At 52.4% G+C, this 24,615-nt stretch carries 24 protein-coding genes; 20 read left to right on the forward strand and 4 right to left on the reverse strand.

Annotated elements, in window-relative coordinates; translation table 11 throughout:
- Nucleotides 1-99: 99 nt before the first annotated feature.
- Nucleotides 100-1,239, reverse strand: a complete 1,140-nt coding sequence (queG, locus tag MUG06_RS12965; protein ID WP_215845470.1) for a tRNA epoxyqueuosine(34) reductase QueG — start codon at nucleotides 1,237-1,239, stop codon at nucleotides 100-102.
- On the opposite strand from queG, the gene nnr reads away from it, so the two are divergent.
- From nnr to MUG06_RS13040, 15 genes are all read left to right on the forward strand, one after another.
- Nucleotides 1,238-2,752, forward strand: coding sequence for a bifunctional ADP-dependent NAD(P)H-hydrate dehydratase/NAD(P)H-hydrate epimerase (gene nnr / locus MUG06_RS12970; RefSeq protein ID WP_243078840.1), 1,515 nt, complete (start codon nucleotides 1,238-1,240; stop codon nucleotides 2,750-2,752). The genes queG and nnr overlap by 2 nt on opposite strands.
- A gap of 6 nt (nucleotides 2,753-2,758) precedes the next feature.
- Nucleotides 2,759-3,235: a tRNA (adenosine(37)-N6)-threonylcarbamoyltransferase complex ATPase subunit type 1 TsaE gene (gene tsaE / locus MUG06_RS12975; RefSeq protein ID WP_215845471.1), complete on the forward strand. Its 477-nt coding sequence runs from the start codon at nucleotides 2,759-2,761 to the stop codon at nucleotides 3,233-3,235.
- Nucleotides 3,232-4,893: an N-acetylmuramoyl-L-alanine amidase AmiB gene (gene amiB / locus MUG06_RS12980; protein WP_215845472.1), complete on the forward strand. Its 1,662-nt coding sequence runs from the start codon at nucleotides 3,232-3,234 to the stop codon at nucleotides 4,891-4,893. The genes tsaE and amiB overlap by 4 nt, the downstream gene beginning before the upstream one ends.
- 49 nt (nucleotides 4,894-4,942) lie before the next feature.
- A complete protein-coding gene (gene mutL / locus MUG06_RS12985; RefSeq protein ID WP_243078841.1) occupies nucleotides 4,943-6,796 on the forward strand; it encodes a DNA mismatch repair endonuclease MutL in 1,854 nt (617 codons plus the stop codon).
- Nucleotides 6,789-7,739, forward strand: coding sequence for a tRNA (adenosine(37)-N6)-dimethylallyltransferase MiaA (miaA, locus tag MUG06_RS12990; RefSeq protein ID WP_243078842.1), 951 nt, complete (start codon nucleotides 6,789-6,791; stop codon nucleotides 7,737-7,739). The genes mutL and miaA overlap by 8 nt, the downstream gene beginning before the upstream one ends.
- 103 nt (nucleotides 7,740-7,842) lie before the next feature.
- Nucleotides 7,843-8,154, forward strand: a complete 312-nt coding sequence (hfq, locus tag MUG06_RS12995; protein WP_215845473.1) for an RNA chaperone Hfq — start codon at nucleotides 7,843-7,845, stop codon at nucleotides 8,152-8,154.
- A 77-nt stretch (nucleotides 8,155-8,231) separates the two neighbouring features.
- Nucleotides 8,232-9,512 carry a ribosome rescue GTPase HflX gene (gene hflX, locus MUG06_RS13000; protein ID WP_215845474.1) on the forward strand — a complete coding sequence of 427 codons (1,281 nt, stop codon included), beginning with the start codon at nucleotides 8,232-8,234 and terminating at the stop codon, nucleotides 9,510-9,512.
- Between the two features lie 171 nt (nucleotides 9,513-9,683).
- Entirely contained in the window at nucleotides 9,684-10,919 is a 1,236-nt protein-coding gene (hflK, locus tag MUG06_RS13005) for an FtsH protease activity modulator HflK (RefSeq protein ID WP_215845475.1), read from the forward strand.
- A 3-nt stretch (nucleotides 10,920-10,922) separates the two neighbouring features.
- Complete coding sequence (gene hflC, locus MUG06_RS13010) at nucleotides 10,923-11,927, forward strand: protease modulator HflC (RefSeq protein ID WP_215845476.1); 1,005 nt, start codon at nucleotides 10,923-10,925, stop codon at nucleotides 11,925-11,927.
- Nucleotides 11,928-11,984: 57 nt separating this feature from the next.
- Nucleotides 11,985-12,185 carry a DUF2065 family protein gene (locus MUG06_RS13015; RefSeq protein WP_243078843.1) on the forward strand — a complete coding sequence of 67 codons (201 nt, stop codon included), beginning with the start codon at nucleotides 11,985-11,987 and terminating at the stop codon, nucleotides 12,183-12,185.
- A 166-nt stretch (nucleotides 12,186-12,351) separates the two neighbouring features.
- Complete coding sequence (locus tag MUG06_RS13020; RefSeq protein ID WP_215845478.1) at nucleotides 12,352-13,650, forward strand: adenylosuccinate synthase; 1,299 nt, start codon at nucleotides 12,352-12,354, stop codon at nucleotides 13,648-13,650.
- Between the two features lie 224 nt (nucleotides 13,651-13,874).
- Nucleotides 13,875-14,318: a nitric oxide-sensing transcriptional repressor NsrR gene (nsrR, locus tag MUG06_RS13025; protein ID WP_215845479.1), complete on the forward strand. Its 444-nt coding sequence runs from the start codon at nucleotides 13,875-13,877 to the stop codon at nucleotides 14,316-14,318.
- Nucleotides 14,319-14,334: 16 nt separating this feature from the next.
- Nucleotides 14,335-16,791, forward strand: coding sequence for a ribonuclease R (gene rnr / locus MUG06_RS13030; RefSeq protein ID WP_243078844.1), 2,457 nt, complete (start codon nucleotides 14,335-14,337; stop codon nucleotides 16,789-16,791).
- Between the two features lie 75 nt (nucleotides 16,792-16,866).
- Nucleotides 16,867-17,601, forward strand: coding sequence for a 23S rRNA (guanosine(2251)-2'-O)-methyltransferase RlmB (gene rlmB, locus MUG06_RS13035; protein WP_215845480.1), 735 nt, complete (start codon nucleotides 16,867-16,869; stop codon nucleotides 17,599-17,601).
- 98 nt (nucleotides 17,602-17,699) lie between these two features.
- The gene (locus tag MUG06_RS13040) at nucleotides 17,700-19,328 is read left to right on the forward strand and encodes an isovaleryl-CoA dehydrogenase (RefSeq protein WP_243078845.1); all 1,629 of its coding nucleotides are present in this window, start codon (nucleotides 17,700-17,702) and stop codon (nucleotides 19,326-19,328) included.
- Here MUG06_RS13040 and bsmA read toward each other — a convergent pair.
- A complete protein-coding gene (gene bsmA, locus MUG06_RS13045) occupies nucleotides 19,305-19,628 on the reverse strand; it encodes a biofilm peroxide resistance protein BsmA (RefSeq protein WP_215845482.1) in 324 nt (107 codons plus the stop codon). The two genes, MUG06_RS13040 and bsmA, sit on opposite strands and share 24 nt — an antisense overlap.
- Before the next feature lie 57 nt (nucleotides 19,629-19,685).
- Complete coding sequence (locus MUG06_RS13050) at nucleotides 19,686-21,617, reverse strand: methyl-accepting chemotaxis protein (RefSeq protein ID WP_215845483.1); 1,932 nt, start codon at nucleotides 21,615-21,617, stop codon at nucleotides 19,686-19,688.
- A 157-nt stretch (nucleotides 21,618-21,774) separates the two neighbouring features.
- On the opposite strand from MUG06_RS13050, the gene yjfP reads away from it, so the two are divergent.
- Nucleotides 21,775-22,524 carry an esterase gene (gene yjfP / locus MUG06_RS13055; RefSeq protein ID WP_243078846.1) on the forward strand — a complete coding sequence of 250 codons (750 nt, stop codon included), beginning with the start codon at nucleotides 21,775-21,777 and terminating at the stop codon, nucleotides 22,522-22,524.
- 48 nt (nucleotides 22,525-22,572) lie between these two features.
- On the opposite strand, the gene MUG06_RS13060 is transcribed toward yjfP, so the two are convergent.
- Nucleotides 22,573-22,779, reverse strand: a complete 207-nt coding sequence (locus MUG06_RS13060; RefSeq protein ID WP_215845485.1) for a hypothetical protein — start codon at nucleotides 22,777-22,779, stop codon at nucleotides 22,573-22,575.
- Nucleotides 22,780-23,164: 385 nt separating this feature from the next.
- On the opposite strand from MUG06_RS13060, the gene rpsF reads away from it, so the two are divergent.
- The 4 genes from rpsF to rplI are packed head-to-tail and all read left to right on the forward strand — an operon-like array spanning nucleotide 23,165 to nucleotide 24,605.
- Nucleotides 23,165-23,560: a 30S ribosomal protein S6 gene (gene rpsF / locus MUG06_RS13065; RefSeq protein WP_215845486.1), complete on the forward strand. Its 396-nt coding sequence runs from the start codon at nucleotides 23,165-23,167 to the stop codon at nucleotides 23,558-23,560.
- Between the two features lie 6 nt (nucleotides 23,561-23,566).
- Nucleotides 23,567-23,884 (forward strand): primosomal replication protein N, encoded by a 318-nt coding sequence (gene priB, locus MUG06_RS13070; protein WP_215845487.1) that lies wholly within the window; start codon nucleotides 23,567-23,569, stop codon nucleotides 23,882-23,884.
- Nucleotides 23,885-23,888: 4 nt separating this feature from the next.
- Nucleotides 23,889-24,116 carry a 30S ribosomal protein S18 gene (rpsR, locus tag MUG06_RS13075; RefSeq protein ID WP_000135199.1) on the forward strand — a complete coding sequence of 76 codons (228 nt, stop codon included), beginning with the start codon at nucleotides 23,889-23,891 and terminating at the stop codon, nucleotides 24,114-24,116.
- A 39-nt stretch (nucleotides 24,117-24,155) separates the two neighbouring features.
- Nucleotides 24,156-24,605, forward strand: a complete 450-nt coding sequence (gene rplI, locus MUG06_RS13080; protein WP_215845488.1) for a 50S ribosomal protein L9 — start codon at nucleotides 24,156-24,158, stop codon at nucleotides 24,603-24,605.
- Nucleotides 24,606-24,615 lie beyond the last annotated feature (10 nt).

The raw sequence follows: 24,615 nt of genomic DNA on the forward strand, positions 1-24,615 counted from the left end.
TTTAAGCGACTTGATAATGTTATGTCGTTTGAATGACAACAGCTTTTTATTTTTATTCACAAGGTGTGGAAAAACTTTTTTGACTAGCATGTTGCTCAATCATGCATCACGCGGTAATCCTTTCTCCACTGCACGAACCAGCCGTTTTTGTTGAGCCGGCTGCACTTCAATAGCCAGCTGCTCACGTTTCTGCTGCTGCTGTAGTAATGCCCATTCAATATGCTCATCTAACAAAGCCTGTTCTCCCCGACGCTGTTGTAACGCTGCTACCACTTCCGTTGACCAGGGTGCATTGCCTAACGCGACAGCAATATTACGCAGCCAGCGGGAATGCCCAATCCGGCGAATGGCAGAACCTTCGGTAATACGCAGAAATTTTGCTTCATCCCAGCCAAAAAGATCGATCAACTCAGGCGCATGCAGCGCTGCTCGCGGTGAAAAATCGGGTTCATCACTTAATTGCCCGTAGCGATTCCATGGGCAGATCAGCTGGCAATCGTCACAGCCATAAATTCTGTTGCCCATTAACGGACGGAACTCTTCCGGGATCGCCCCTTCCAACTCAATGGTGAGATAGGAAATACAGCGGCGTGCATCCACTACGTAGGGTTCGACAATCGCATTGGTTGGGCAAATGGTCATGCAGGCTACGCAGCGTCCGCAGTTTTCTTCCTGTGGCGCATCAATCGGCAACGGCAGATCAATTAATAATTCGCCAAGGAAAAACCATGAGCCCGCTTCCCGGTTGAGAATCAGTGAATGTTTGCCGGTCCAGCCCAAGCCCGCTTTGGCGGCGAGCGGGCGTTCAAGCAGCGGCGCAGAATCAACAAACGGGCGGAAGTTAAGCTCGCCGCAGTGTGCCTGGATCATTTCTCCGAGCTTTTTCAGTCGATTGCGCAATACTTTGTGGTAATCACGTCCCAAAGCATAACGACTGACGTAGCCCAGTTGGGGATTTTTCAGCGTACTGGCAAAGGCGGCTTTTGCCGGAAGATAATTCATGCGAACACTGATGACGCGCAGTGTCCCGGGCAACAGCTCGTGCGGCCGGGCACGCATCATACCGTGGCGCGCCATCCAATCCATTTCGCCATGATATTGCTTATCCAGCCACTCTTGCAGACGCGGCTCTTCCGCGCTGAGATCGGTATCGGTAATGCCGACCTGCTGAAAGCCGAGATCTAATCCCCACTGTTTAATGTGTTGAGCGAGTTGATGAAGATCGAGAGGGTATGACATGAGTAACCAGGATTCGAAGAAAAACAGGGGCAGTTTACCATATTCTGTCTGGCCTGCGCAGGCACTGGCGCAGCTAGAGCGTGAAGGCGCCGATACGCTCGGGATTACCTTATATGAACTGATGCTGCGCGCCGGTCAGGCTGCCTATGAGCACAGTCAAACCCATTGGCCTGAGGCGCAGAGCTGGTTAATTTTGTGCGGTCACGGTAACAATGGTGGTGATGGTTATGTGGTGGCGCGGCTGGCACAAGCGGCGGGAAAACAGGTTACGCTGCTGGCCTGTGAAGGGAAAAAGCCGCTTCCTGAAGAAGCACAATCCGCGCGTGACGCCTGGCTTGAGGCGGGGGGAGAAATCCATGCGGCCGATGCGAGCTGGCCCGAAAAAGTTGATCTCATTATTGATGCGCTATTGGGCACTGGAATCAATCGGGCGCCAGCGGAACCTTATGCCACTTTGATTCAGCAGGCAAACAGGCATGCTGCGCCGGTTTTATCCATTGATATGCCGTCCGGTCTGTCTGCCGCCACCGGCAGTGCGCCTGGCGATGTCATTGATGCAACCCATACGTTGAGCTTTATTGCGCTGAAACCGGGTCAAATCACCGGTAAAGCCCGCGATTACATTGGCGAGCTGAATTATGCAGATTTAGGCTTGAGCGCCTATTTGTCCGGTGAAACAGCACCTATGGCACGTTTTGACGCCTGCTTTTTGTCACACTGGTTGAAACCACGTAAACCTACCTCACATAAAGGCAATCAGGGACGTTTGCTGGTCGTGGGTGGCGATGCAGGAACCGCAGGCGCTATTCGCATGACTTCAGAAGCTGCACTGCGCACCGGCAGTGGTTTAGTGCGAGTACTCACTCACAAAGATAACATCGCGCCGATTCTGACTGCACGGCCAGAAATTATGGTAGATGAATTAACCGATGAACGGTTGAGCGAGGCGCTGGAATGGGCAGATGTGATTGCCATTGGCCCAGGTTTAGGACAGCGAGATTGGGGTAAGAAGGCACTGAAAAGCGTCGCTGAAAGCGAAAAGCCGATGCTTTGGGATGCTGATGCTCTTAACCTGCTGGCAATCAGTGCGGAGAAACGTCAGAATCGCATCATTACGCCACATCCAGGTGAAGCGGCTCGCCTGCTGGGAATAAAGACCAGCGAAATTGAGAGTGACCGCTTACATGCCGCGCAAGCTTTAGCAAATCGCTATGGTGGTGTTGTGGTATTAAAAGGCGCGGGAACGATTATCGCCAGCGAAGCGGGTGAAATGGCTTTTGCCGATGTAGGAAACGCAGGGATGGCTTCAGGCGGAATGGGCGATGTGCTGAGCGGTATTATCGCCTCGCTGATGGGGCAAAAATTGGCGCTGTTCGATGCGGCATGTGCGGGTTGTGTGGCGCATGGCGCTGCAGCCGATGCGGTGGCAGCGAAACGCGGCACCCGCGGCATGTTAGCGACAGACTTATTCGATCTGCTGTGGCAGTTTGTTAATCCAGAGATGAATCAATAATAAAGCATGAAAACCTGTGTTATTTCTCTGCCTGACGAAGCGGCAACGCTGGAATTGGGTGCACAACTCGCTCGCGCATGTCACCGCGCGGCGGTTATCTATTTGTATGGCGATCTCGGGGCGGGTAAAACCACCTTTAGCCGTGGTTTTCTGCAGGCGTTAGGCCATCAAGGCAATGTAAAAAGTCCAACCTATACGCTGGTTGAGCCTTACATCTTGGGCGATCGCTCACTTTACCATTTCGACCTTTATCGTCTTGCCGATCCCGAGGAACTTGAGTTCATGGGAATTCGTGATTATTTCACGGGAGACGCAATTTGCCTGGTGGAATGGCCGCAGCAGGGCGCAGGCGTTTTGCCGCCGCCCGATTTGGCACTGACGCTGCGCTACGTTGACACTGCACGTGAAGCTGAGCTGGTGGCGCAATCGCCATTGGGTCAAACATGGATTGATGAGATTGAGCAAGGCAGGAATCAAGCATGATGTCACGGATGAAAATCGCGCTGGTAACACTGTTGTTATTGGTTGCCACACCGCTGTTTGCCGCGAATCTTTCTGATATTAAAGTGGCGAATGGCGACAGTCAGGCAACGGTGACACTTAGCTTTGCCGGCCAACCGGTTTACGGTTTCTTCCCGCTGCGTAATCCCGATCGCGTGGTGTTGGATATTCGTCAAAGCGGCGTTATTCAAGGTTTACCGCTGAATTTCAGTGGCGAAAACATCGTTAAACGCATCCGCACCAGCACGCCGAAAGATAAGCAAAGCGTTCGGTTGGTGCTTGAGCTAACGCAGCCAGGCAAAACGCGTGCAGTGACGCAGCGCAATGGCAACAATTACAACGTGGTGTTTACCATCAACGGTACGCGGCCTGCAACACGAAGCACACCTTCCCGCACGCTAACACCTTCTCGCGTTCCGACACAAAGCACCTCAACCCGCAATCCTTTCGATGCGAGTCCGGTGACCGCTGTAACCAGTACTGCAAGCACGGTTCGGCCTGGCTCCGCATCCAGTCTTAACGATACGGTAATTGTGGCGATTGATGCCGGGCATGGCGGTCAGGATCCCGGCGCGATGGGGCAGAATGGCTTAAAAGAGAAGAATGTCACCATTGCGATCGCTCGCAAGCTGAAAGTGTTATTGAACAATGACCCGATGTTCAAAGGTGTGCTGACACGTGACGGTGACTATTTTATTTCGGTCATGGGGCGCTCGGATGTAGCGCGTAAAGCCAATGCTAACGTGCTGGTTTCGATTCACGCCGATGCGGCACCAAGCCATGCGGCGACCGGTGCGTCAGTTTGGGTGTTGTCGAATCGGCGTGCTAACAGCGAAATGGCGAACTGGCTGGAACAGAAAGAGAAGCAATCTGAACTGCTCGGCGGCGCGGGCGATTTGCTGGCAAACAGTCAGGCCGATCCTTATCTCAGCCAGGCGGTGCTTGATCTGCAATTTGGTCATTCGCAACGCGTGGGATATGACATCGCGGTAAAAGTATTGCAACAGATGCGGGGTGTCGCAACCCTTCACAAGCGTCTACCTGAGCATGCCAGCCTTGGCGTGCTGCGTTCGCCGGATATTCCCTCACTGTTAGTGGAAACCGGTTTTATCAGTAATACCTCGGAGGAGCGACTGCTTGGCAGTAGCGCACACCAGGAAAAAATTGCGCAGTCGATCTATAAAGGTCTGCGCACTTATTTCCTGGCGCACCCGCTACAATCGGTCCCAAAGGAGGAAAACCGCCCAGTCGGCTCGCAGCCGACGATTAGTGTTGCCAGTAATCCGGCCACGGGCGTAACGCAGTACACGGGCGTTACCCAGCGTCATACGGTGACACGCGGTGAAACGCTTTCCGGGATTGCGGAAAAATATGGCGTTAGCATGGCGACGTTGCGTGAGATGAATACCCTGAAGCGTGATGTAGTTTGGGTTGGCCAACGTTTAAAAGTGCCCGCCAGCGCCGCAGCCAGCCGCACGACGGCCGCACAAAAACCGGTACGTCATAAAGTGGTTCGAGGTGATTCATTAACGGGCATTGCTGCGCATTACGGTGTTAGCCCGAAAGCGATTATGCAGGCGAATAATTTGAAATCGACCAATGTGATGCTAGGTCAAAATCTGAAGATTCCAACGTCCTGATTGTTTGCCCGGCCACTGCGCCGGGCTACCCGCTAAAAGGATATCCATCATGCCGATTCAAATTTTACCGCCGCAGCTGGCTAATCAAATTGCCGCAGGCGAAGTGGTTGAGCGTCCCGCATCGGTTGTAAAAGAGCTGGTGGAAAACAGCCTCGACGCTGGTGCGACACGCATTGATGTGGATATTGAAAAGGGGGGTGCCAAGCTGATCCGCATCCGCGATAATGGCTGCGGCATTAACAAGGCAGAACTGGCGATGGCGCTGGCACGTCATGCCACCAGTAAAATCGCCTCACTTGACGATCTTGAAGCCATTATGAGCCTGGGCTTTCGTGGCGAAGCGCTGGCGAGTATCAGTTCCGTTTCGCGTCTGACATTGACTTCACGTACTGCTGAGCAAAATGAAGCCTGGCAGGCCTATGCAGAAGGGCGCGATATGGCGGTCACAGTCAAACCGGCGGCACATCCTTGCGGCACCACGCTTGAGGTGCTCGACCTGTTCTACAACACGCCTGCACGCCGCAAGTTTATGCGTACCGAAAAAACCGAATTTACGCATATCGATGAAGTTGTCCGTCGCATTGCGCTGGCGCGTTTTGACGTGGCTATTTCACTTAGCCACAACGGCAAATTGATGCGCCAATATCGTGCTGTCACTGATGAAGGGCAGCGCGAACGCCGTCTGGGCGCGATTTGCGGCACCACCTTTATGCAACATGCGATGCGTATTGACTGGCAACATGATGATCTCTCTTTACGCGGATGGGTCGCCGATCCCGCCGGTTCACGTCAGGTTAGCGAGCTGCAATATTGCTATGTTAATGGCCGCATGATGCGTGACAAGTTGATCAATCATGCCATTCGCCAGGCTTTTCAAACGCAGCTGCAGGACGACCAACAACCCGCTTATGTGCTTTATCTGGAGATCGACCCACATCAGGTCGATGTGAACGTTCATCCGGCAAAACATGAAGTGCGCTTTCATCAGTCGCGACTGGTGCATGATTTTATTTATCAAGGCGTAATCAGCGCTTTACAGGCGAGTGCCGCGCCAACGTTGCCTACGTTGCAAGCTGAAGAACCGGCTCCGCGCTGGCAGCCCGAAAACCGCCAGGCGGCGGGAGGCAACCATTTTGCCCAGCCCGCGCCGCGCCGCAGTGAAAGTGTCTCAGCTCCAGCTCCAGCTCCAGCTCCAGCTCCAGCTCAGGTTCCCGCGTGGCAAACGAAAGAGAACAGTTACAGTAAGCGTGAAGGCTCGGTGTATCAGCAATTGCTGAAAACGCCGCAGGTTAGCGCGCCAGAAACCACGCTTCGTCCAGCGGTAAAAGAAGCTCCGCTGGCAGCGCATGCACAAAGTTTTGGTCGCGTATTAACGGTAATACAGGGCCAATATGCGCTGCTGGAACAAAATGAAACCCTGATGCTTATGGCGCTACCGGTTGCATCTCGCTGGTTGAAACAGGCCCAGCTTCAGCCTGGCGAAGCGGGATTGAAACCGCAACCATTGTTGATTCCGGTCCGGCTGAAAATTGCACAGGTTGAGCGCAAGGCGGCGCAAGAAAATGCCAGCTTACTCAATCAGATGGCAATTGATTTGCAGCCACAAGGCGACCATGTGACCTTACGCGCAGTGCCTTTACCGTTACGAACACAAAATTTACAAATCTTGATTCCTGAGCTGTTAGGCTATTTGGCCCGACAGCAAGAGAATTCTGCCGCGCAGCTGGCTCAATGGCTGGCACGACGCGAAGATGCAGAGTCTCAAAACTGGAATCACTCGCAGGCGATTACATTGTTGGCTGAGCTGGAACGGCTTTGCCCACAGCTATTAAAATCGCCGCCTTCAGGCTTATTACAAGCCCTTGAAACTGAGAGCGCGATCAACGCGTTGAAGCATGAGTGAACTAAACCAGGCTGGCCGGCCCAAGGCTATTTTTTTGATGGGACCCACCGCTTCGGGCAAAACCGCCTTAGCGATTGAGCTGCGCAAGCAGTTGCCTGTGGAACTTATCAGCGTGGATTCTGCCTTAATCTATCGTCAGATGGATATTGGCACGGCGAAACCGTCGGCTGAAGAGTTAGCGTTGGCACCCCATCGTTTGTTAGACATACGCGATCCCGCAGAGGCCTATTCGGCTGCGGAATTTCGTCGCGATGCTTTAGCAGAAATGGCGGATATTGTCCGAAGCGGACGTATTCCGTTGCTTGTTGGTGGAACTATGCTCTACTTCAAGGCGTTACTTGAAGGATTGTCGCCGCTGCCCTCGGCCGATCCGGAGGTTCGTCAGCGTATAGAGCAAATGGCGCGTGATGATGGATGGGAAGCCTTACACCGCCAACTGTGTGAAATCGATCCGGTTGCCGGCAGTCGTATTCATCCGAATGATCCGCAGAGAATTTCGCGAGCACTGGAAGTTTTTTTTATTTCGGGTAAAACTTTAACGGAACTGACAAAAACGTCCGGCGAAGCGTTACCCTACGACGTGTACCAGTTTGCCATCGCCCCCGCGAGCCGCGAGCTGATACACCAGCGCATCGCTTTACGTTTCGAACAGATGTTAGCGTCAGGATTTGAAGCGGAGTCTCGGGCCCTGTTTGCACGAGGTGATTTGCATACGGACATGCCTTCCATTCGTTGTGTGGGATATCGTCAGATGTGGTCTTACTTATCTGGCGAAATTGATTACAACGAGATGGTTTATCGGGGAATTTGCGCGACCCGGCAGCTCGCTAAGCGCCAAATGACATGGCTACGTGGTTGGGAAAACGTTCACTGGTTAGACAGCGACGAACCCCAATTAGCCCGCGAAACGGTGTTACAGGTTCTTAGTGCGAAGCATGGGTGATTGTGTACAATTGGCTGGTTATCGTGCGCAAATTTTTACGCAGTTTTTTCAGAACTCTAGGTTCTAAAAGCAACAAACAACAAGCATATAAGGAAAAGATAGAATGGCTAAGGGGCAATCATTACAAGACCCGTTTTTGAACGCATTGCGTCGTGAACGTGTTCCGGTTTCGATTTATTTGGTTAACGGTATTAAGCTGCAAGGTCAGATTGAGTCATTTGATCAGTTTGTGATTTTGTTGAAGAACACGGTCAGTCAGATGGTGTACAAGCATGCCATTTCTACCGTAGTGCCTTCACGTCCGGTTTCTCACCATAGCAATAATACCGGCGGCAGCACGAATAATTACCATCATAGCGGCAGCACGCCATCAGCGCAGCCGCAGCCACAACAAGACGGTGATAGCGCAGAATAAGGCGCCGCCGTTCAGCCAGGACTGGAGAACGTTAATCGTTTTCCGTCCTGGTCTTTTATTTTTAGCGAGGTTATAGCTTGTTTGACCGTTATGATGCCGGTGAGCAGGCCGTACTGGTACACATCTGGTTCTCCCAAGACAAAGAGGTAGAAGATCTACAGGAATTTGAAACCCTGGTTTCTTCTGCTGGCGTCGAAGCGCTGCAAGTCATTACCGGCAGTCGTAAAGCGCCACACCCGAAGTATTTTGTCGGTGAAGGAAAGGCCGTTGAAATTGCCGATGCGGTAAAATCAAGTGGAGCATCGGTCGTATTATTCGATCATGCCTTAACGCCCGCTCAGGAAAGAAACCTGGAGCGGTTATGCGAATGCCGTGTGATTGATCGCACAGGCTTAATCCTTGATATCTTTGCCCAGCGCGCCCGCACCCACGAAGGTAAATTGCAGGTCGAGTTGGCTCAGCTACGTCATCTTGCTACGCGTCTTGTGCGTGGTTGGACGCACCTTGAACGCCAAAAAGGCGGTATTGGCCTGCGTGGCCCGGGTGAAACGCAGCTAGAGACTGACCGCCGTTTATTACGTGGCCGCATAAGCCAGATTCTTTCCCGTCTTGAGCGTGTTGAAAAACAGCGCGAGCAGGGACGTCAGGCGCGCGCTAAAGCCGATGTACCCACCGTTTCTCTGGTAGGCTACACCAACGCCGGAAAATCCACTCTGTTTAACGCCATTACCTCTGCCAATGTGTACGCTGCGGATCAACTCTTTGCGACCCTTGATCCTACTTTACGTCGCTTGAATGTGGCTGATGTTGGCGAGGTGGTATTAGCGGATACTGTTGGGTTTATTCGCCATCTCCCGCATGACCTTGTCGCTGCGTTTAAAGCTACACTGCAAGAAACGCGTCAGGCAGCATTGCTGCTTCACGTCATTGACGGTGCAGACGTGCGACTGAATGAGAATATCGAAGCCGTAGATACGGTTCTTGAAGAGATTGAAGCGGACGAAATACCGAAGCTTCTGATCATGAATAAAATCGATATGCTCGATAATTTTGAACCGCGTATTGATCGCAACGAAGAAAACCTGCCGATTCGTGTCTGGCTTTCAGCCCAGACTGGCGTGGGTATCCCTTTGTTGTGGCAAGCGTTGTCAGAGCGCCTGTCGGGTGAAATTGCCCAATATGATTTGCGTCTGCCACCAGATGCGGGGCGCTTGCGCAGCCGTTTCTATCAGTTGCAGGCGATTGAAAAAGAGTGGAATGAAGAAGACGGCAGTGTCGGTTTACAGATCAGGATGCCAATTGTTGACTGGCGTCGTTTATGTAAACAAGAGCCGTCACTAACCAGTTACATTGTTTGACATGTTGCCCAATCGAACTTACCCAATAGATTTCAGGTTGTAGCAAGGCAGTCATTGAGCGAATCCCATAAAGCATACTGCGGTAAGTCATTGGGGTAAGCGAGAGCAGCTAACGTCGCGCCAGCATGAAAGATGAAGGTAAGCCGCAAATACAATAAATGGAGTAGAGACATGGCGTGGAATCAGCCCGGAAATAACGGACAGGACCGCGACCCGTGGGGAAGCAGCAATAATCAAGGCGGCAACTCTGGGGGAAATAAAGGAGGTCGAGATAAAGGGCCACCTGATCTGGATGATATCTTCCGTAAGCTGAGCAAGAAGCTCGGTGGACTGGGCGGTGGCAAACAGAGTGACAACGGTCAGCGCGGCTCCGGCAGCGGTGGAAAAATTGTTGGCATTGTAGCTGTTGCTGCTGTGGTCATCTGGGCCGCCAGCGGATTCTACACCATCAAAGAAGCGGAACGCGGCGTGGTTACACGCTTCGGTAAATTCAGCCATCTGGTTGAGCCGGGCCTTAACTGGAAGCCGACATTTATCGATCAGGTCCGCGCGGTTAACGTTGAAGCGGTACGTGAACTGGCGGCTTCTGGCGTGATGTTAACGTCTGATGAGAACGTGGTGCGCGTAGAAATGAACGTGCAGTACCGCGTGACCGATCCAGAGCGCTATCTCTATGCAGTGACCAGCGCCGATGACAGCCTGCGTCAGGCAACTGACAGTGCGCTGCGTGGCGTTATTGGTCGTTCAACCATGGACCGCATTCTGACTGAAGGCCGTACCGTGGTGCGTAGCGATACCCAACGTGAAATCGATGAAACCATTCGTCCATACAACATGGGTATTGCGGTGCTTGACGTCAACTTCCAGGCAGCACGTCCGCCGGAAGAGGTGAAGTCAGCGTTTGATGATGCAATTGCAGCGCGTGAAAACCGCGAGCAATACGTACGTGAAGCGGAAGCTTACGCCAACGAAGTTCAGCCGCGAGCCAATGGCCAGGCGCAACGTCTGCTTGAAGAAGCACGTGCTTATAAAGAGCGTACTGTTCTGGAAGCACAAGGTGAAGTAGCGCGTTTTGCCAAGATTCTGCCGGAGTATAAAGCCGCGCCAGAGATCACCAAAGAGCGTCTGTATATCGAAACCATGGAACGCGTGTTGAGTCACACTCGTAAGGTGCTGGTTAATGATCGTGGTAATAGCCTGATGGTGCTGCCGCTTGATCAACTGATGCGTGGCATGGATTCTTCCGGTCAGAGTGGTAAAAAAGGCACGAGTTCATCAACGCTGCCACCCCTTTCAGACCGTAATACCAGCCGCAGTGAAAGTTCGTCATACAGTCCAGACAGCGTCCTGGATCAGCGTCGAGTGAATGCTCAGCGCAACGATACCCAGCGCGAAGGGAGAGAGTAATCGATGCGTAAGCCCATAATCTTTTTACTTATTGTTGTGCTGGTGGCGCTTTACGCATCGCTGTTTGTTGTGCAAGAAGGCCAGCGGGGCATTGTGCTGCGTTTCGGTAAAGTGTTGCGCGATGATGAAAACAAACCACAGGTGTTTTCACCGGGTCTGCATTTCAAGATTCCGTTTATCGAAACGGTTAAATCGTTGGATGCACGTATTCAGACCATGGATAACCAAGCCGATCGCTTTGTAACCAAAGAGAAAAAAGACCTGATCGTTGACTCTTATATCAAATGGCGCATCAGTGATTTTAGCCGTTATTACCTGGCAACCGGCGGCGGTGACGTTTCACAGGCTGAAGTGCTGCTGAAACGTAAGTTCAGTGACCGTTTGCGTTCTGAAATGGGTCGTCTGGATGTGAAAGACATCGTGACGGATTCGCGTGGCCGCTTAACCACTGACGTGCGTGATGCACTGAATACCGGTAGCGCGGGCAACGACGACGAAATTGCGACACCCGCCGCTGATGATGCGATTGCTAACGCGGCAGCGCGCGTTGAGCGTGAAACCAACAGCAGTGAACCTGCGCCAAACCCGAACAGCATGGCGGCGTTAGGTATTCAGGTTGTTGATGTGCGTATTAAGCAAATTAACTTGCCGACCGAAGTGTCTGACGCCATCTTTAACCGTATGCGTGCAGAACGTGAAGCGGTAGCGCGTAGTCAGCGTTCACAAGGTCAGGAAGAGGCGGAGAAATTGCGCGCTCAGGCCGATTATCAGGTAACACGTACCATCGCAGAAGCACAGCGTGAAGCGTTGATTACCCGCGGTGATGGTGATGCTGAAACGGCGAAGTTATTTGCAAATGCGTTTAGTCAGGACCCGGATTTCTATGCTTTCATCCGCAGCCTGCGCGCTTATGAAAATAGCTTCAACGAAAATCAGGACATCATGGTGTTGAGTCCAGACAGCGATTTCTTCCGATATATGAAAGCGCCCTCTAACGCAACGCGATAAGAACTGATATAACCTACGGGCCGACACTTTTGTCGGCCTTTTTTTTGGATTACAGGAATGAACACGAGTATCTGGATGGCATTAGCGTTGGTATTGGTGCTGGAAGGCTTAGGACCGATGTTTATGCCACGTGCCTGGCGGCGGTTAATTCAAACCATGACGCAACTGCCCGATCGCCTGCTGCATCGTTTTGGCGGCGGCTTAGTGGTCGCGGGTGTAGTGATTTATTGCATGTTAAGCATGCACGGCAATATCTGATGCGCGATCGCTCACAGCCTAAATTGTGGTTTTAAGGCGCGTTTCCCCCCACATGTTGTAGTGATCAAAACTCAGGCAAAAAAGCGCGCAATCGTATGCTAAAAGTGCTGAAAGCGACCCGATCAGATGGTAGAATCCATTTTTAAGCAATCGGTGATTTTGAGAAATGGGTAAGAACGTCGTCGTACTGGGCACCCAATGGGGTGACGAAGGTAAAGGTAAGATTGTAGACCTTCTGACTGAACGCGCGAATTACGTTGTGCGTTATCAAGGCGGCCACAATGCGGGCCACACACTTGTCATCAACGGTGAAAAAACCGTTCTCCACTTGATCCCTTCTGGCATTCTGCGCGAAAACGTTACCAGTATTATTGGTAATGGCGTGGTTCTCTCTCCTGAAGCATTGATGAAAGAGATGAAAGGCCTGGAAGCGCGTGGGATTCCGGTACGCGAACGTCTGCTGATTTCTGAAGCTTGTCCGCTGATTCTGCAATATCACGTTGCGATGGACATGGCGCGCGAAAAAGCGCGTGGTGCCAAAGCGATCGGCACCACCGGCCGTGGTATTGGCCCGGCTTATGAAGATAAAGTGGCTCGCCGTGCTCTGCGTGTTAGCGATCTCTTCAACAAAGAAACTTTCGCAGCCAAACTGAAAGAAGTGGTCGATTACTACAACTTCCAGCTGGTGCATTACTACAAAGAAGAAGCTGTCGATTTCGACAAAGTGCTGAGTGATGTGATGGCGGTTGCCGACATCCTGACCAGCATGGTTGTTGATGTGTCTGAACTATTGGACGGCGCGCGTAAGCGTGGCGACCTGATCATGTTCGAAGGCGCACAAGGTACGTTGTTGGACATCGATCACGGTACTTATCCGTATGTAACCTCATCAAACACCACCGCAGGCGGCGTTGCCACCGGTTCAGGTATTGGTCCTCGTTACGTTGATTATGTGCTGGGCATCGTTAAAGCTTACTCTACTCGCGTAGGTGCAGGCCCGTTCCCAACGGAACTGTTTGATGAAACGGGTGAGTTCCTGTGTAAGCAAGGCAACGAATTTGGTGCTACCACGGGTCGTCGTCGTCGTACTGGTTGGCTGGACGCTGTTGCTGTTCGTCGTGCCGTTCAGATCAACTCTTTATCAGGTTTCTGCATGACCAAGCTGGACGTGCTGGATGGCCTGAAAGAAGTGAAAATCTGCGTAGCGTATCGCATGCCAGATGGCAGTGAAGCAACCACCACACCGCTGGCGGCAGAAAACTGGGAAGGCATTGAGCCGATTTACGAATCAATGCCAGGCTGGAGCGAAACGACTTTTGGTGTGAAAACACTGGAAGGCTTGCCACAAGCTGCCCGTAACTACATCAAACGCGTAGAAGAGATCACTGGCGTGCCGGTTGATATCATCTCTACTGGCCCTGATCGTAGTGAAACGATGATTCTGCGCGATCCGTTCGACGCATAATCACATTGAGGCCGGACAATCTCCGGCCTTTGTTTTTCCGCGCTTTGACGCCCCTGAATATCCCTTCGCTTATCAAATCACCCTCTGGCTTAAAAAAACGCACAGCTGCCCAGACTCTGGTTTATCATCTTACTTAATTAAAAAGCGAACCGGTTAACAATTGAAATTAATCGCAAGGCGAACACACGAATCAATGCCACTTTTGATGATTCACCGAGGTTAATGTGCAGCTGACAAGTTTTACTGATTATGGTCTGCGGGCCTTGATATATATGGCTACCTTGCCGGAAGGCAAGTTGACTAACATTACCGAAGTAACCAATACCTATGGCGTATCGCGTAATCATATGGTCAAAATCATCAATCAATTAAGCCGTGCTGGGTTTGTGGCAGCTACGCGCGGTAAAAATGGCGGCATTCGTTTAGGCATGAAAGCCAATCAAATCGTCATTGGTGAAGTCGTTCGTAAGATGGAACCGCTACAATTAGTAGATTGCAGCGCGTGTGCCATTACGCCAGCTTGCCGTTTAAGGAATGCACTCCATGCTGCGGTGCAGGTATTCTTACGGGAACTGGATAGCTATACCCTGGCGGATCTCGTTGAAGGAAATACACCTTTATATGAAATCATATTGTCCGAACCGCCGGTGGCAATGAAAATTAAATGACATCGGAGGAACCGTTATGTCAAAAGATCCTTATCAGGATAGAGAAGCTGAAAAATACGAAAACCCAATTCCAAGCCGGGAATTTATCCTGGCGCTGTTAGAAAAACGCGAAAAACCAGCCAGCCGCGATGAGCTGGCGCAAGAAATGAATTTGCAAGAAGAAGAACACCTTGAAGCATTACGTCGCCGCTTACGTGCAATGGAGCGCGACGGCCAGCTGGTGTTCACTCGCCGTCAATGTTACGCCTTACCTGAACGTCTCGATCTGCTGCGCGGCAAAGTTATCGGCCACCGTGATGGCTACGGTTTCCTGCGCGCAGAAGGGCAGAAAGACGATCTCTACCTCTCTGCAGAACAGATGAAGTTCTGCATGCACGGCGATGTCATTCTCGCTCAGCCTTTGGGCGCGGATCGCAAAGGCCGTCGTGAGGCGCGCGTTGTGCGTGTGCAAGAGCCGCGTAACAATCAAATCGTGGGCCGCTACTTCACTGATGCGGGAGCCGGATTTGTGGTGCCTGACGACAGCCGCCTGAGTTTCGATATTCTCATTCCACCAGAAGAAACCCTGAACGCCCGCATGGGTTCGGTGGTGGTGGTCGAACTGGTACAACGTCCAACACGCCGCACGAAAGCCATTGGTAAAATCGCTGAAATTCTTGGCGATGATATGGGCACTAGCCTTGCCGTCGATATGGCATTACGTACCCATGAGATTCCACACACCTGGCCGCCAGAAGTAGAGAAACAGGTAAGCAAGCTAAGTGAAGTGGTGCCAGAAGAGGCCAAAGTTGGGCGTGTTGATTTGCGACAGCTGCCGCTGGTCACTATTGACGGTGAAGATGCGCGAGACTTTGATGATGCCGTTTACTGTGAGAAAAAGCGTGGCGGTGGGTGGCGTTTGTGGGTTGCGATTGCGGATGTCAGCTATTACGTACGTCCAGGCACGCCGCTTGACGATGAAGCCCATCAGCGTGGCACTTCAGTTTACTTCCCGTCTCAAGTCGTTCCTATGCTGCCGGAAGTGCTTTCCAACGGATTATGTTCGCTGAACCCACAGGTCGATCGCCTGTGTATGGTGTGCGAAATGACCGTCTCATCCAAAGGCAAGCTGACAGGCTTTAAGCATTACGAAGCGGTGATGAATTCGCATGCGCGTCTGACTTACACCAAAGTGTGGAATATTCTGCAGGGCAATGCGGAACTGCGCGAGCAATATGCGCCGCGAGTCAAAGAGCTTGAAGAGCTGCATAATATGTATCAGGCGCTGGAAGCGGCGCGCGAAGAGCGTGGTGGTATATCGTTTGAAACGGAAGAAGCCAAGTTTATCTTCAACGCTGAACGTCGTATCGAACGTGTAGAGCGCACTTCGCGTAATGATGCGCACAAACTCATTGAAGAGTGCATGATTTTGGCGAACATTGCCTCGGCACGCTTTGTTGAAAAAAATGAAGAGCCGGCGCTGTTCCGCGATCATGATCGTCCTACCGATGAAAGTATTAAAAGCTTCCGCACCGTATTAAACGAGCTGGGGCTGACCTTGCCGGGCGGGACTAAGCCGCAACCCATCGATTACGCAGCGCTGCTCACGCAAGTTGCCGATCGTCCTGATGCGGAAATGCTGCAAACCATGCTGCTGCGCTCAATGAAGCAGGCCGTTTACGATCCAGAAAACCGTGGTCACTTCGGTCTGGCATTGACCTCTTACGCGCACTTTACTTCACCGATTCGCCGTTACCCAGACCTGCTCTTGCACCGCGCAATCAAATATCTGCTGGCAAAAGAGCAGGGCGAAGTGAAAGGCATTACTACCGAAACTGGCGGTTATCACTACGAGATGCAGCAAATGCTGCAGTTGGGCCAGCACTGCTCCTTAACTGAACGCCGTGCTGATGAAGCCACCCGCGACGTTGCTGATTGGCTGAAGTGTGACTTCATGCAGGATCAGGTCGGCAATGTCTTCAATGGCGTCATTTCTAGCGTCACCGGTTTTGGCTTCTTCGTTCGCCTCAACGATCTGTTCATTGATGGTCTGGTACACGTATCAACGCTCGACAATGACTATTATCGTTTCGACCCGATTGGTCAGCGTTTGATTGGCGAATCAGGCGGGCGTACTTATCGTCTGGGTGATGCCGTAGAAGTCCGAGTTGAAGCGGTGCACATGGATGAGCGTAAAATCGACTTTGCCCTGATTTCCAGCTCTCGCAAGCCACGCGGCGAAGGTAAAACGGCTCGTGAACGCGATAAACGTGAAGGCAAAGCACCGCCGAAGCGTCGTCGTGAAATCAGTAAGAAGGCTAACTTCGAGCCAGATTCCGCGTTCCGCGGTGAGAAGAAAAAGCCCGCTGGCGAAAAGAAAAAGCCTGCTGCTGCAAACACCGAGAAAAAAAGTAAAAAAGTCTCGGAGAAAACCCGTAAAATCGCCGCCGCCACTAAGGCCAAGCGCGCCGCGAAGAAGGCAAATCCTGTCTGATGCGCATCTCCGCCCTTGCTCCGAAGAGCAAGGGCGGTTCGTAATCCATTCATTCTCCCAATACTGAGCAGATCGATGAGCGAAATAATTTTTGGTATCCATGCCGTGCAGGCGCTGCTGGAAAACGATCCACAACGTTTCCAGGAAGTCTTTATCCTCAAAGGCCGCGACGATCGTCGTCTGCAACCGTTGGTAACCGCGCTGGAAGCTCAAGGTATCGTGATTCAACTGGCTAACCGTCAATGGCTCGATAGCCAGGTTGAAGGTGGCGTGCATCAGGGTATTGTCGCGCGCGTGAAGCCGGGCCGCCAGTATCAGGAAGGCGATCTGCCGGATCTGCTGCAAAGCCTGGAAAAACCGTTTTTACTGGTGCTGGATGGCGTCACCGATCCGCACAATTTGGGTGCTTGCCTGCGTAGCGCCGATGCTGCGGGTGTGCATGCGGTCATCGTCCCAAAAGATCGCTCCGCGACACTCAACGCAACAGCGAAAAAAGTGGCCAGCGGCGCAGCTGAAAACGTGCCGTTAATTCGCGTGACTAACCTGGCGCGTACTTTGCGCTTGCTGCAGGAATACAACATTTGGGTAGTGGGTACCGCCGGCGAAGCCGATCACACTGTGTATCAGAGCAAAATGACCGGTCCAATGGCCTTGGTGATGGGCGCGGAAGGTGAAGGTATGCGTCGCCTCACGCGAGAGCATTGCGATGAGCTGATCAGCATTCCAATGGCGGGCAGCGTTTCCTCGCTGAACGTGTCAGTCGCAACCGGCGTCTGTTTGTTTGAAGCGGTGCGTCAACGCGCGCTGTAATCGCTGATGGCGTGATCGCCACCGCAAAAAAGTTTCTGTACCAGGCATAACTGCGCATCACTCCCATAATTAGGGAGTGAAATCCGTGAGGAGCCGTTATGACCTGGACAACCCACACCGTATTCAATCAGCCGCAACCTCTTAGCAACAGTAATCTCTTTCTGTCGGATACGCCGTTATGTGAAGCGCTACTGCGTGAAGGCGGTGAATGGGATCGCGATTGGCTCGCCTCGGTTGGTATGCAGCTTGGCAGCGCCGAATCACTGGAGCTGGGCCGTTTAGCCAACGCTGAGCCACCCGAACTGCTGCGTTACGATGCGCGTGGCGCGCGTCTTGATGAAGTGCGCTTCCATCCAGCCTGGCATTTACTGATGCAGGGCGTTTGCGCCAGCCGTCTGCATAATCTTACCTGGCAGCCCAATGTGCTTGAACGCGCCAGCGTGGCGCGTGCGGCGCGCTTTATTCTCCATGCGCAAGTGGAAGCCGGCACGCTTTGTCCGGTGACCATGACGCACGCTGCCATTCCTTTGCTACAACGGACGCTTCCCGCCGCGTTTGAAGGTTGGCTCGATCCCCTGTTGAGCGATCGTTACGACACGCATGCACAACCTGGCGAACAGAAGCGTGGGTTGTTGATTGGCATGGGCATGACGGAAAAACAGGGCGGCAGCGACGTCATGACCAATACCACTCGCGCAGAGCCTTTGGAGCAGCGCGGGCCTGGCGAAGCCTATCGTATCGTCGGCCACAAATGGTTCTTTTCTGTGCCTCAAAGCGATGCGCATCTGATTCTGGCGCAAACCCAGCAAGGGTTAAGCTGTTTTTTTCTGCCGCGTCTGCTTCCTGACGGCGAGCGCAACGCGATCGTTATTGAACGACTCAAAGACAAACTCGGTAATCGCTCGAATGCCAGCGCAGAAGTTGAGTTTAAAGATGCCATTGGCTGGCTATTGGGCGAAGAAGGCGAAGGCGTGCGGATGATCCTGAAAATGGGCAGCATGACGCGTTTCGATTGTGCTCTTGGCAGCCACGGTCAAATGCGACGCGCTTTTTCCGTGGCGCTCTATCATGCACATCAGCGTCAGGTGCAGGGAAAAAATTTGGTGGACCAGCCTTTGATGCGACAGATGCTGGCGACGCAAGCGCTGCAGTTAGAAGGGCAAACCGCATTTTTATTACGTCTGGCTCGCGCCTGGTCGCAGCCTGCCCAACCGCATGAAGTCAGTTTTGCTCGCTTGTTCACGCCAGCAGCGAAATATGGCGTCTGCAAAGCGGGCATGCCGTTTGTCGCCGACGCGATGGAAGTATTAGGCGGCATCGGCTATTGCGAAGCGAGCGAACTGCCGCGCCTGTATCGTGACATGCCGGTTAACAGCATTTGGGAAGGATCCGGGAATGTGATGTGCCTGGATGTGCTGCGGGTACTCACCCGGCAATCTGGCATCATCGACATGTTGAACCAGGAATTTGATGCGGTAAAAGGCAGCAATCGCCATTTTGATGCGCGCTGGCGTCAGCTCAAGCTGCGGCTGCATAAAGCGCAGGAAGTGCAGGCGCATGAATTCACGCATCAGCTGCTACAACTGGCAACGGCGGCGCAACTGCTGAAATATGCTGAGCCGCCGATTGCTGATGCATGGTGTCGCCAATGGCTCGATTTGCGCGGATCGCGTCCGTTAGAAAACGCGCTGACCGATCGTTTATTACTGCGCGCGAGCGGCAGTTGAAGCGCCGTATAATGTTGCCGTGGCGTACCATAAGCCTGGCATCACCGTTTCATCAACCATCACAATCTGATAGTAAATCGCACCCGCTTGATTTGCTCGCGCATCGATTTCACGCTCAGCGTCATCTGGCGAACCGCGCACGCTAACGCTAATCGTGCCCAGCTTCGGCAAGCCGTGAGTTTGCGATCGTGAAATTTCTTGTGCATGGCTGGTCGGCGCAGGCGGCGCTTCCGGCGTATCTTTAAAAACTGAACAGCCGCTGAGCAGTAAGGCAAAAAACAACAGGAAAGCGTAACGCATGGCAAATCCTCCTGAGGGACGATGTATTAAGTGTATGTCACACCGTCCCGCAGGCAATTACGATTTGAGGTTAAAAACGCTGACCAACTGCGTCAGATGATGCCCTTTCTGACTCAGGTTCTGTGCAGTGGTTTCTGCCTGCGCCACTAAATCGCTGTTCTGATGCGTCGCCTGGCTGATCTGATTCATGGCCAGATTCACCTGACCAATGCCCGCTGCCTGCTGCTGCGCGGCAACGTTGATTTCACCCATCAATGCCTGAACCTGCTCAATGTGCGTCACAATGTTAGTCATCGCTTCGCGTGTTTGCTCAGACAAGGTATGGCCTTCAGCAACGTTACTGATGGAAGTCGCAATCAGGCCATCAATTTCTTTGGCGGCCTGTGCCGAACGCTGCGCCAGCGCACGCACCTCAGCCGCGACAACAGCAAAGCCGCGGCCATGCTCACCGGCACGCGCGGCTTCAACAGCGGCATTGAGCGCCAGAATATTGGTCTGGAAAGCGATCGATTCAATCACGTGAGTAATGTCGGCAATGCTTTGTGACGAAACTTTAATCGCCGACATAGTGTTGACCGAGCGCACCACTGTTTTGCTGCCGTGATTCACCATGCTGGTGGCTTCCGATACCAACGACATCGCCTGGCGTAAACTGTCTGCCGTGTGTTCCACCGTCGCGCCAAACTGTTCCATGCTGGCCGAGGTTTCTTCAACGCTGCTGGCCTGACGGCTTATCTGGGCGCTGATATCCTGGCTACTGGCGGCGATAGTGTCAGTACCATCGCTGATCTCTTGCGCCGCGCCGCGCACCTGCGCCACAATTTTTTCTAAACCGTCACCAATGCCGTTAATGGCCGTGATCAACTGACCCACTTCATCACGTCGCGACGTATCAAGATGAACCTGCAGATTGCCCGCAGCGTATTGCTCTGCAAGATGGATAACCTGCTGTAATGGGCGAGTAATGGCGCGTCGGCTGTACCAGGCAAAACCAAGCGCGAAGATCACCACCAGAACCAGACCGGTGATCATAAACAGATTGCGGCTATGGGTGATAGGAGCCAGCAGGCTGGCGCGGTTGACTTCACCCACAATCACCCAATTCCAACCAGGCAACTGCTGCCAGGCAAGCATCTTATTCTCGCCCGCAATTTCTGCTTCACGGATACCTTGTGGTTGAGTGACCAGTTGCTGCAGAAGCGCTTTATCCCAAGCGGGCTGCTGGCCTTCACGCTGCTTATCAAACAGGTATTGGCCCTGCAATTTGCCTGACGTTCCATTTAGCACGTAAAAGTGGCCGCTTTCGCCGAGTCGACGCGCCAGTATTTTTTCACGCATTAAGGCGTATTCTTTATCAATCTGTACGCCGACAAACAGAATGGCAACGACCGTACCGCTGCTATCTTTCACCGGCTGATACTGCGTGATATAGCGATGACCAAACAGCGTGGCGAGACCGCGATAAACCTCACTCTGATTCACACTTTTCCACGCGGCGCTGGTGCGATCCAGCTGAGTACCGATTGCGCGACTGCCATCTTCCTTTTTCAGTGAGGTCGAAATACGCACGAAGTCATCGCCATCACGCACAAAGATGGTGGAAACCGCAGCAGTGCGCTCGGTGAAATCATCCACTGCCGTTTGATCAAGGTTAAGCGTCTTCAGTCCGGCTCTCAGCGTCGGGGTCGAGAAGTTACCCACCTGAATACGAGCACTGTCGTCGCGGCTAAAATTTTTAGGCAGGAAACTGGCGAAAAGTTGGGTGTAGCTGCTGACCTCTTCGGTCAGTGTGGCGTTAAACATCGTCGCCATTTCGCTGATGCCTTGTACCTGGTTATGCATATCGTCCATTGCCAGACTTTCCAGCTGACGAGATGCGTTATGACTTTGCGTGAGAGTCAGGACAAATAACAGCAGCGCTACACTAAGAGACGTCAGTACAGACAGCTTTATTCCAAGGCTCAGGCTGCTGAGAGAGAGACGCTTCATAAATTACCTTTGATTATGATAGGAGGGTACAAGATCAACGGCAGGTAAGAAGAAAAGTTTAGGACGCATTGATCTAGATCAAGGGTGGGCTGATTAATATTTTTATTGGCAGAATGTACACGTCAAAGCAGATTTTGCCCCTTACTCAGGAGAGCACATGATTGAACTCACCACGGAAACATTGGCCGGTATTGAATGCCTACACGCAGCACCCGCAGGTCAGCGCCACGCCAGGCTGCCGACCGTGCTGTTTTACCACGGCTTTACGTCGTCTAAAGAGGTCTATGCCTATTTCGCCGTAGCGCTGGCTCAGGCTGGTTTTCGTGCGGTAATGCCAGATGCGGATATGCATGGGGCGCGCTACAACGGTGATGCCGAGTCTCGAATGAGCCACTTCTGGGACATCCTGAAACAGAACATTGATGAAGTCCCTCAACTGGAAGCCGCGCTGCGCGAGAATGACCTGATTAGTCATGATCGCTTTGCGGTCGCAGGGGCATCGATGGGAGGAATGACAGCATTAGGTGCAATGGCGCGTTATCCGCAGATTCACAGCGTCGCCTGTATGATGGGGTCGGGCTATTTTATGCAGCTCAGCAATACGCTGTTCCCGCCGCTGGTGGCGCGCACACCAGAACAAAAGACGCAGTTTGCCGAACGCATGGCACCGCTAGCGGGTTACGATCCTTGCGGACAGTTGGATAAGCTGGCTAATCGGCCGTTGCTGTTGTGGCATGGTGAAGCTGATGAAGTGGTGTCTTTTACTGAAACCACAAGGCTTGATACGGCCCTGCGCGAACAAGGGCTGGACGCTAATTTGACCTCGCTGTCCGAAAAACATATCGGCCACAAAATCACGCCCTCAGGCCTGACCGCGCTAGTGAGTTTCTTTAAACACCGGCTGTAAATGAAATTGGGCTGGTAGCACGCTGCCAGCCCGTTACGTTACAGGGCATTAGTACGAATTCGATAACCGCTCCGCTGCGCTGATGGTGACGTTGGCATTGCTATTGCCTGGCGTATCCAATCGATTAACGTAAACATAGCCTGAAGCCGCTTTGCTACTGTTACTTCTCATCTGCTGCGCACAGTCAGCACTGCTGGCAAGGGCGGGTGGAGACAGGAAGAGACCCAGTAAGGTGGCGATGACGAACGTTTTCATGCTCGACTCCTCACTACAGGGAAAACACTCTGGCAGGACGCCGACAAAAAGGCCGCGACGTCTGAATAAAGTTTAGTGGCTGGTCATTATGTCGCCAGTCGGCCTTTTGATGCTCTTCTTCAGCTAATTTGAACAATTCTTATACAACGCGTTGTATTAGCAGAGATAGCACAAAAGGTAGCGGTATTTGGCACGATCTGTACGATTTGTTGAAATGTGCTCTTGAGTTTAGTGGGGGACATCAGTATGATTACGCGTCAATTTTTCAGCCGCATTCTCAGGCTGTGACCCATGAAAATTGGGGCACGGTCTATAACGTTCCTTGCTTCCACGGGCCGCGGTTGACCCAGACAGGAGGCTGAATAATCCGTAAGGAGCAATTTCGATGCGTCATTACGAAATCGTATTTATGGTCCATCCTGACCAGAGCGAACAGGTTCCAGGCATGATCGAGCGTTACACTGGTGCTATCACTGGTGCAGAAGGCACGATCCACCGTTTGGAAGACTGGGGCCGCCGTCAGCTGGCTTACCCGATCAACAAACTGCACAAAGCACATTACGTTCTGCTGAACGTAGAAGCTCCGCAGGAAGTGATCGACGAGCTGGAAACGAACTTCCGCTTCAACGACGCCGTTATCCGTAGCATGGTTATGCGCGTTAAAAACGCGGTAACTGAAGCATCACCGATGGTTAAAGCGAAAGATGAGCGTCGTGATCGTCGCGAAGATTTTGCTAACGAATCCGCTGATGACTCAGATGCTGGGGATTCTGAAGAGTAATCCATCGTGACGGCTAATCGACTGCGTTTGTCTGGCACCGTGTGCAAGACACCGGTTCGAAAAATAAGTCCGTCAGGAATCCCGCATTGTCAGTTTGTGCTTGAGCACAACTCAGTGCAGGAGGAAGCCGGGTTTCACCGGCAAGCCTGGTGTCGGATGCCGGTGATTATCAGCGGCAGCACCCATCAGGTGATTACTCAACATATAACGGTCGGCACGCAACTCATTCTCGAAGGTTTCATTAGCTGCCATCAGGCGCGAAATGGCCAGAGTAAAATGGTGTTACATGCCGAGCAGATTGAATTGATAGATTCTGGAGACTAGCCAAATGGCACGTTATTTCCGTCGTCGCAAGTTCTGCCGTTTCACCGCGGAAGGCGTTCAAGAGATCGATTATAAAGATATCGCAACGCTGAAAAACTACATCACTGAAAGCGGCAAGATTGTCCCAAGCCGTATCACTGGTACTCGCGCTAAATACCAGCGTCAGCTGGCTCGTGCTATCAAGCGCGCGCGTTACCTGTCCCTGCTGCCGTACACTGATCGTCATCAGTAATCGGCAACTGTCCATTAACGACTTTAAGAGGATAAGGTAATGCAAGTTATTCTGCTTGATAAAGTAGCAAACCTGGGTAACCTGGGTGATCAGGTTAACGTTAAAGCGGGCTACGCTCGTAACTTCCTGGTTCCTAAGGGTAAAGCTGTCCCTGCTACCAAGAAAAACGTTGAATTCTTCGAAGCACGCCGCGCAGAACTGGAAGCGAAACAAGCTGACGTTCTGTCTGCAGCGACTGCACGCGCTGAGAAAATCAACGCACTGGACACCGTTACCATCGCGTCTAAAGCAGGCGACGAAGGTAAACTGTTCGGTTCCATCGGTACCCGCGACGTTGCAGATGCAGTAACTGCAGCTGGCGTTGAAGTGTCTAAGAGCGAAGTTCGTTTACCGAACGGCGTTCTGCGCACCACCGGTGAGCACGAAGTGGACTTCCAGGTTCACAGCGATGTATTCGCGAAACTGATCGTGAAAGTAGTGGCTGCGTAATTTATTACCC

The sequence above is a fragment of the Pantoea sp. MQR6 genome (assembly GCF_022761075.1).
Classification (GTDB): domain Bacteria; phylum Pseudomonadota; class Gammaproteobacteria; order Enterobacterales; family Enterobacteriaceae; genus Pantoea; species Pantoea phytostimulans.

Excerpts from the sequence above, each read along its gene's own strand:
- bsmA (WP_215845482.1), bottom strand. The coding sequence starts at position 19,628 with ATGCGTTACGCTTTCCTGTTGTTTTTTGCCTTACTGCTCAGCGGCTGT.
- nnr (WP_243078840.1), top strand. The coding sequence starts at position 1,238 with ATGAGTAACCAGGATTCGAAGAAAAACAGGGGCAGTTTACCATATTCT.
- MUG06_RS13020 (WP_215845478.1), top strand. The coding sequence starts at position 12,352 with ATGGGTAAGAACGTCGTCGTACTGGGCACCCAATGGGGTGACGAAGGT.
- hfq (WP_215845473.1), top strand. The coding sequence starts at position 7,843 with ATGGCTAAGGGGCAATCATTACAAGACCCGTTTTTGAACGCATTGCGT.
- tsaE (WP_215845471.1), top strand. The coding sequence starts at position 2,759 with ATGAAAACCTGTGTTATTTCTCTGCCTGACGAAGCGGCAACGCTGGAA.
- rpsR (WP_000135199.1), top strand. The coding sequence starts at position 23,889 with ATGGCACGTTATTTCCGTCGTCGCAAGTTCTGCCGTTTCACCGCGGAA.
- amiB (WP_215845472.1), top strand. The coding sequence starts at position 3,232 with ATGATGTCACGGATGAAAATCGCGCTGGTAACACTGTTGTTATTGGTT.
- miaA (WP_243078842.1), top strand. The coding sequence starts at position 6,789 with ATGAGTGAACTAAACCAGGCTGGCCGGCCCAAGGCTATTTTTTTGATG.
- MUG06_RS13040 (WP_243078845.1), top strand. The coding sequence starts at position 17,700 with ATGACCTGGACAACCCACACCGTATTCAATCAGCCGCAACCTCTTAGC.
- mutL (WP_243078841.1), top strand. The coding sequence starts at position 4,943 with ATGCCGATTCAAATTTTACCGCCGCAGCTGGCTAATCAAATTGCCGCA.
- hflK (WP_215845475.1), top strand. The coding sequence starts at position 9,684 with ATGGCGTGGAATCAGCCCGGAAATAACGGACAGGACCGCGACCCGTGG.
- rnr (WP_243078844.1), top strand. The coding sequence starts at position 14,335 with ATGTCAAAAGATCCTTATCAGGATAGAGAAGCTGAAAAATACGAAAAC.
- MUG06_RS13050 (WP_215845483.1), bottom strand. The coding sequence starts at position 21,617 with ATGAAGCGTCTCTCTCTCAGCAGCCTGAGCCTTGGAATAAAGCTGTCT.
- queG (WP_215845470.1), bottom strand. The coding sequence starts at position 1,239 with ATGTCATACCCTCTCGATCTTCATCAACTCGCTCAACACATTAAACAG.
- rplI (WP_215845488.1), top strand. The coding sequence starts at position 24,156 with ATGCAAGTTATTCTGCTTGATAAAGTAGCAAACCTGGGTAACCTGGGT.
- MUG06_RS13015 (WP_243078843.1), top strand. The coding sequence starts at position 11,985 with ATGAACACGAGTATCTGGATGGCATTAGCGTTGGTATTGGTGCTGGAA.
- MUG06_RS13060 (WP_215845485.1), bottom strand. The coding sequence starts at position 22,779 with ATGAAAACGTTCGTCATCGCCACCTTACTGGGTCTCTTCCTGTCTCCA.
- rpsF (WP_215845486.1), top strand. The coding sequence starts at position 23,165 with ATGCGTCATTACGAAATCGTATTTATGGTCCATCCTGACCAGAGCGAA.
- yjfP (WP_243078846.1), top strand. The coding sequence starts at position 21,775 with ATGATTGAACTCACCACGGAAACATTGGCCGGTATTGAATGCCTACAC.
- rlmB (WP_215845480.1), top strand. The coding sequence starts at position 16,867 with ATGAGCGAAATAATTTTTGGTATCCATGCCGTGCAGGCGCTGCTGGAA.
- hflC (WP_215845476.1), top strand. The coding sequence starts at position 10,923 with ATGCGTAAGCCCATAATCTTTTTACTTATTGTTGTGCTGGTGGCGCTT.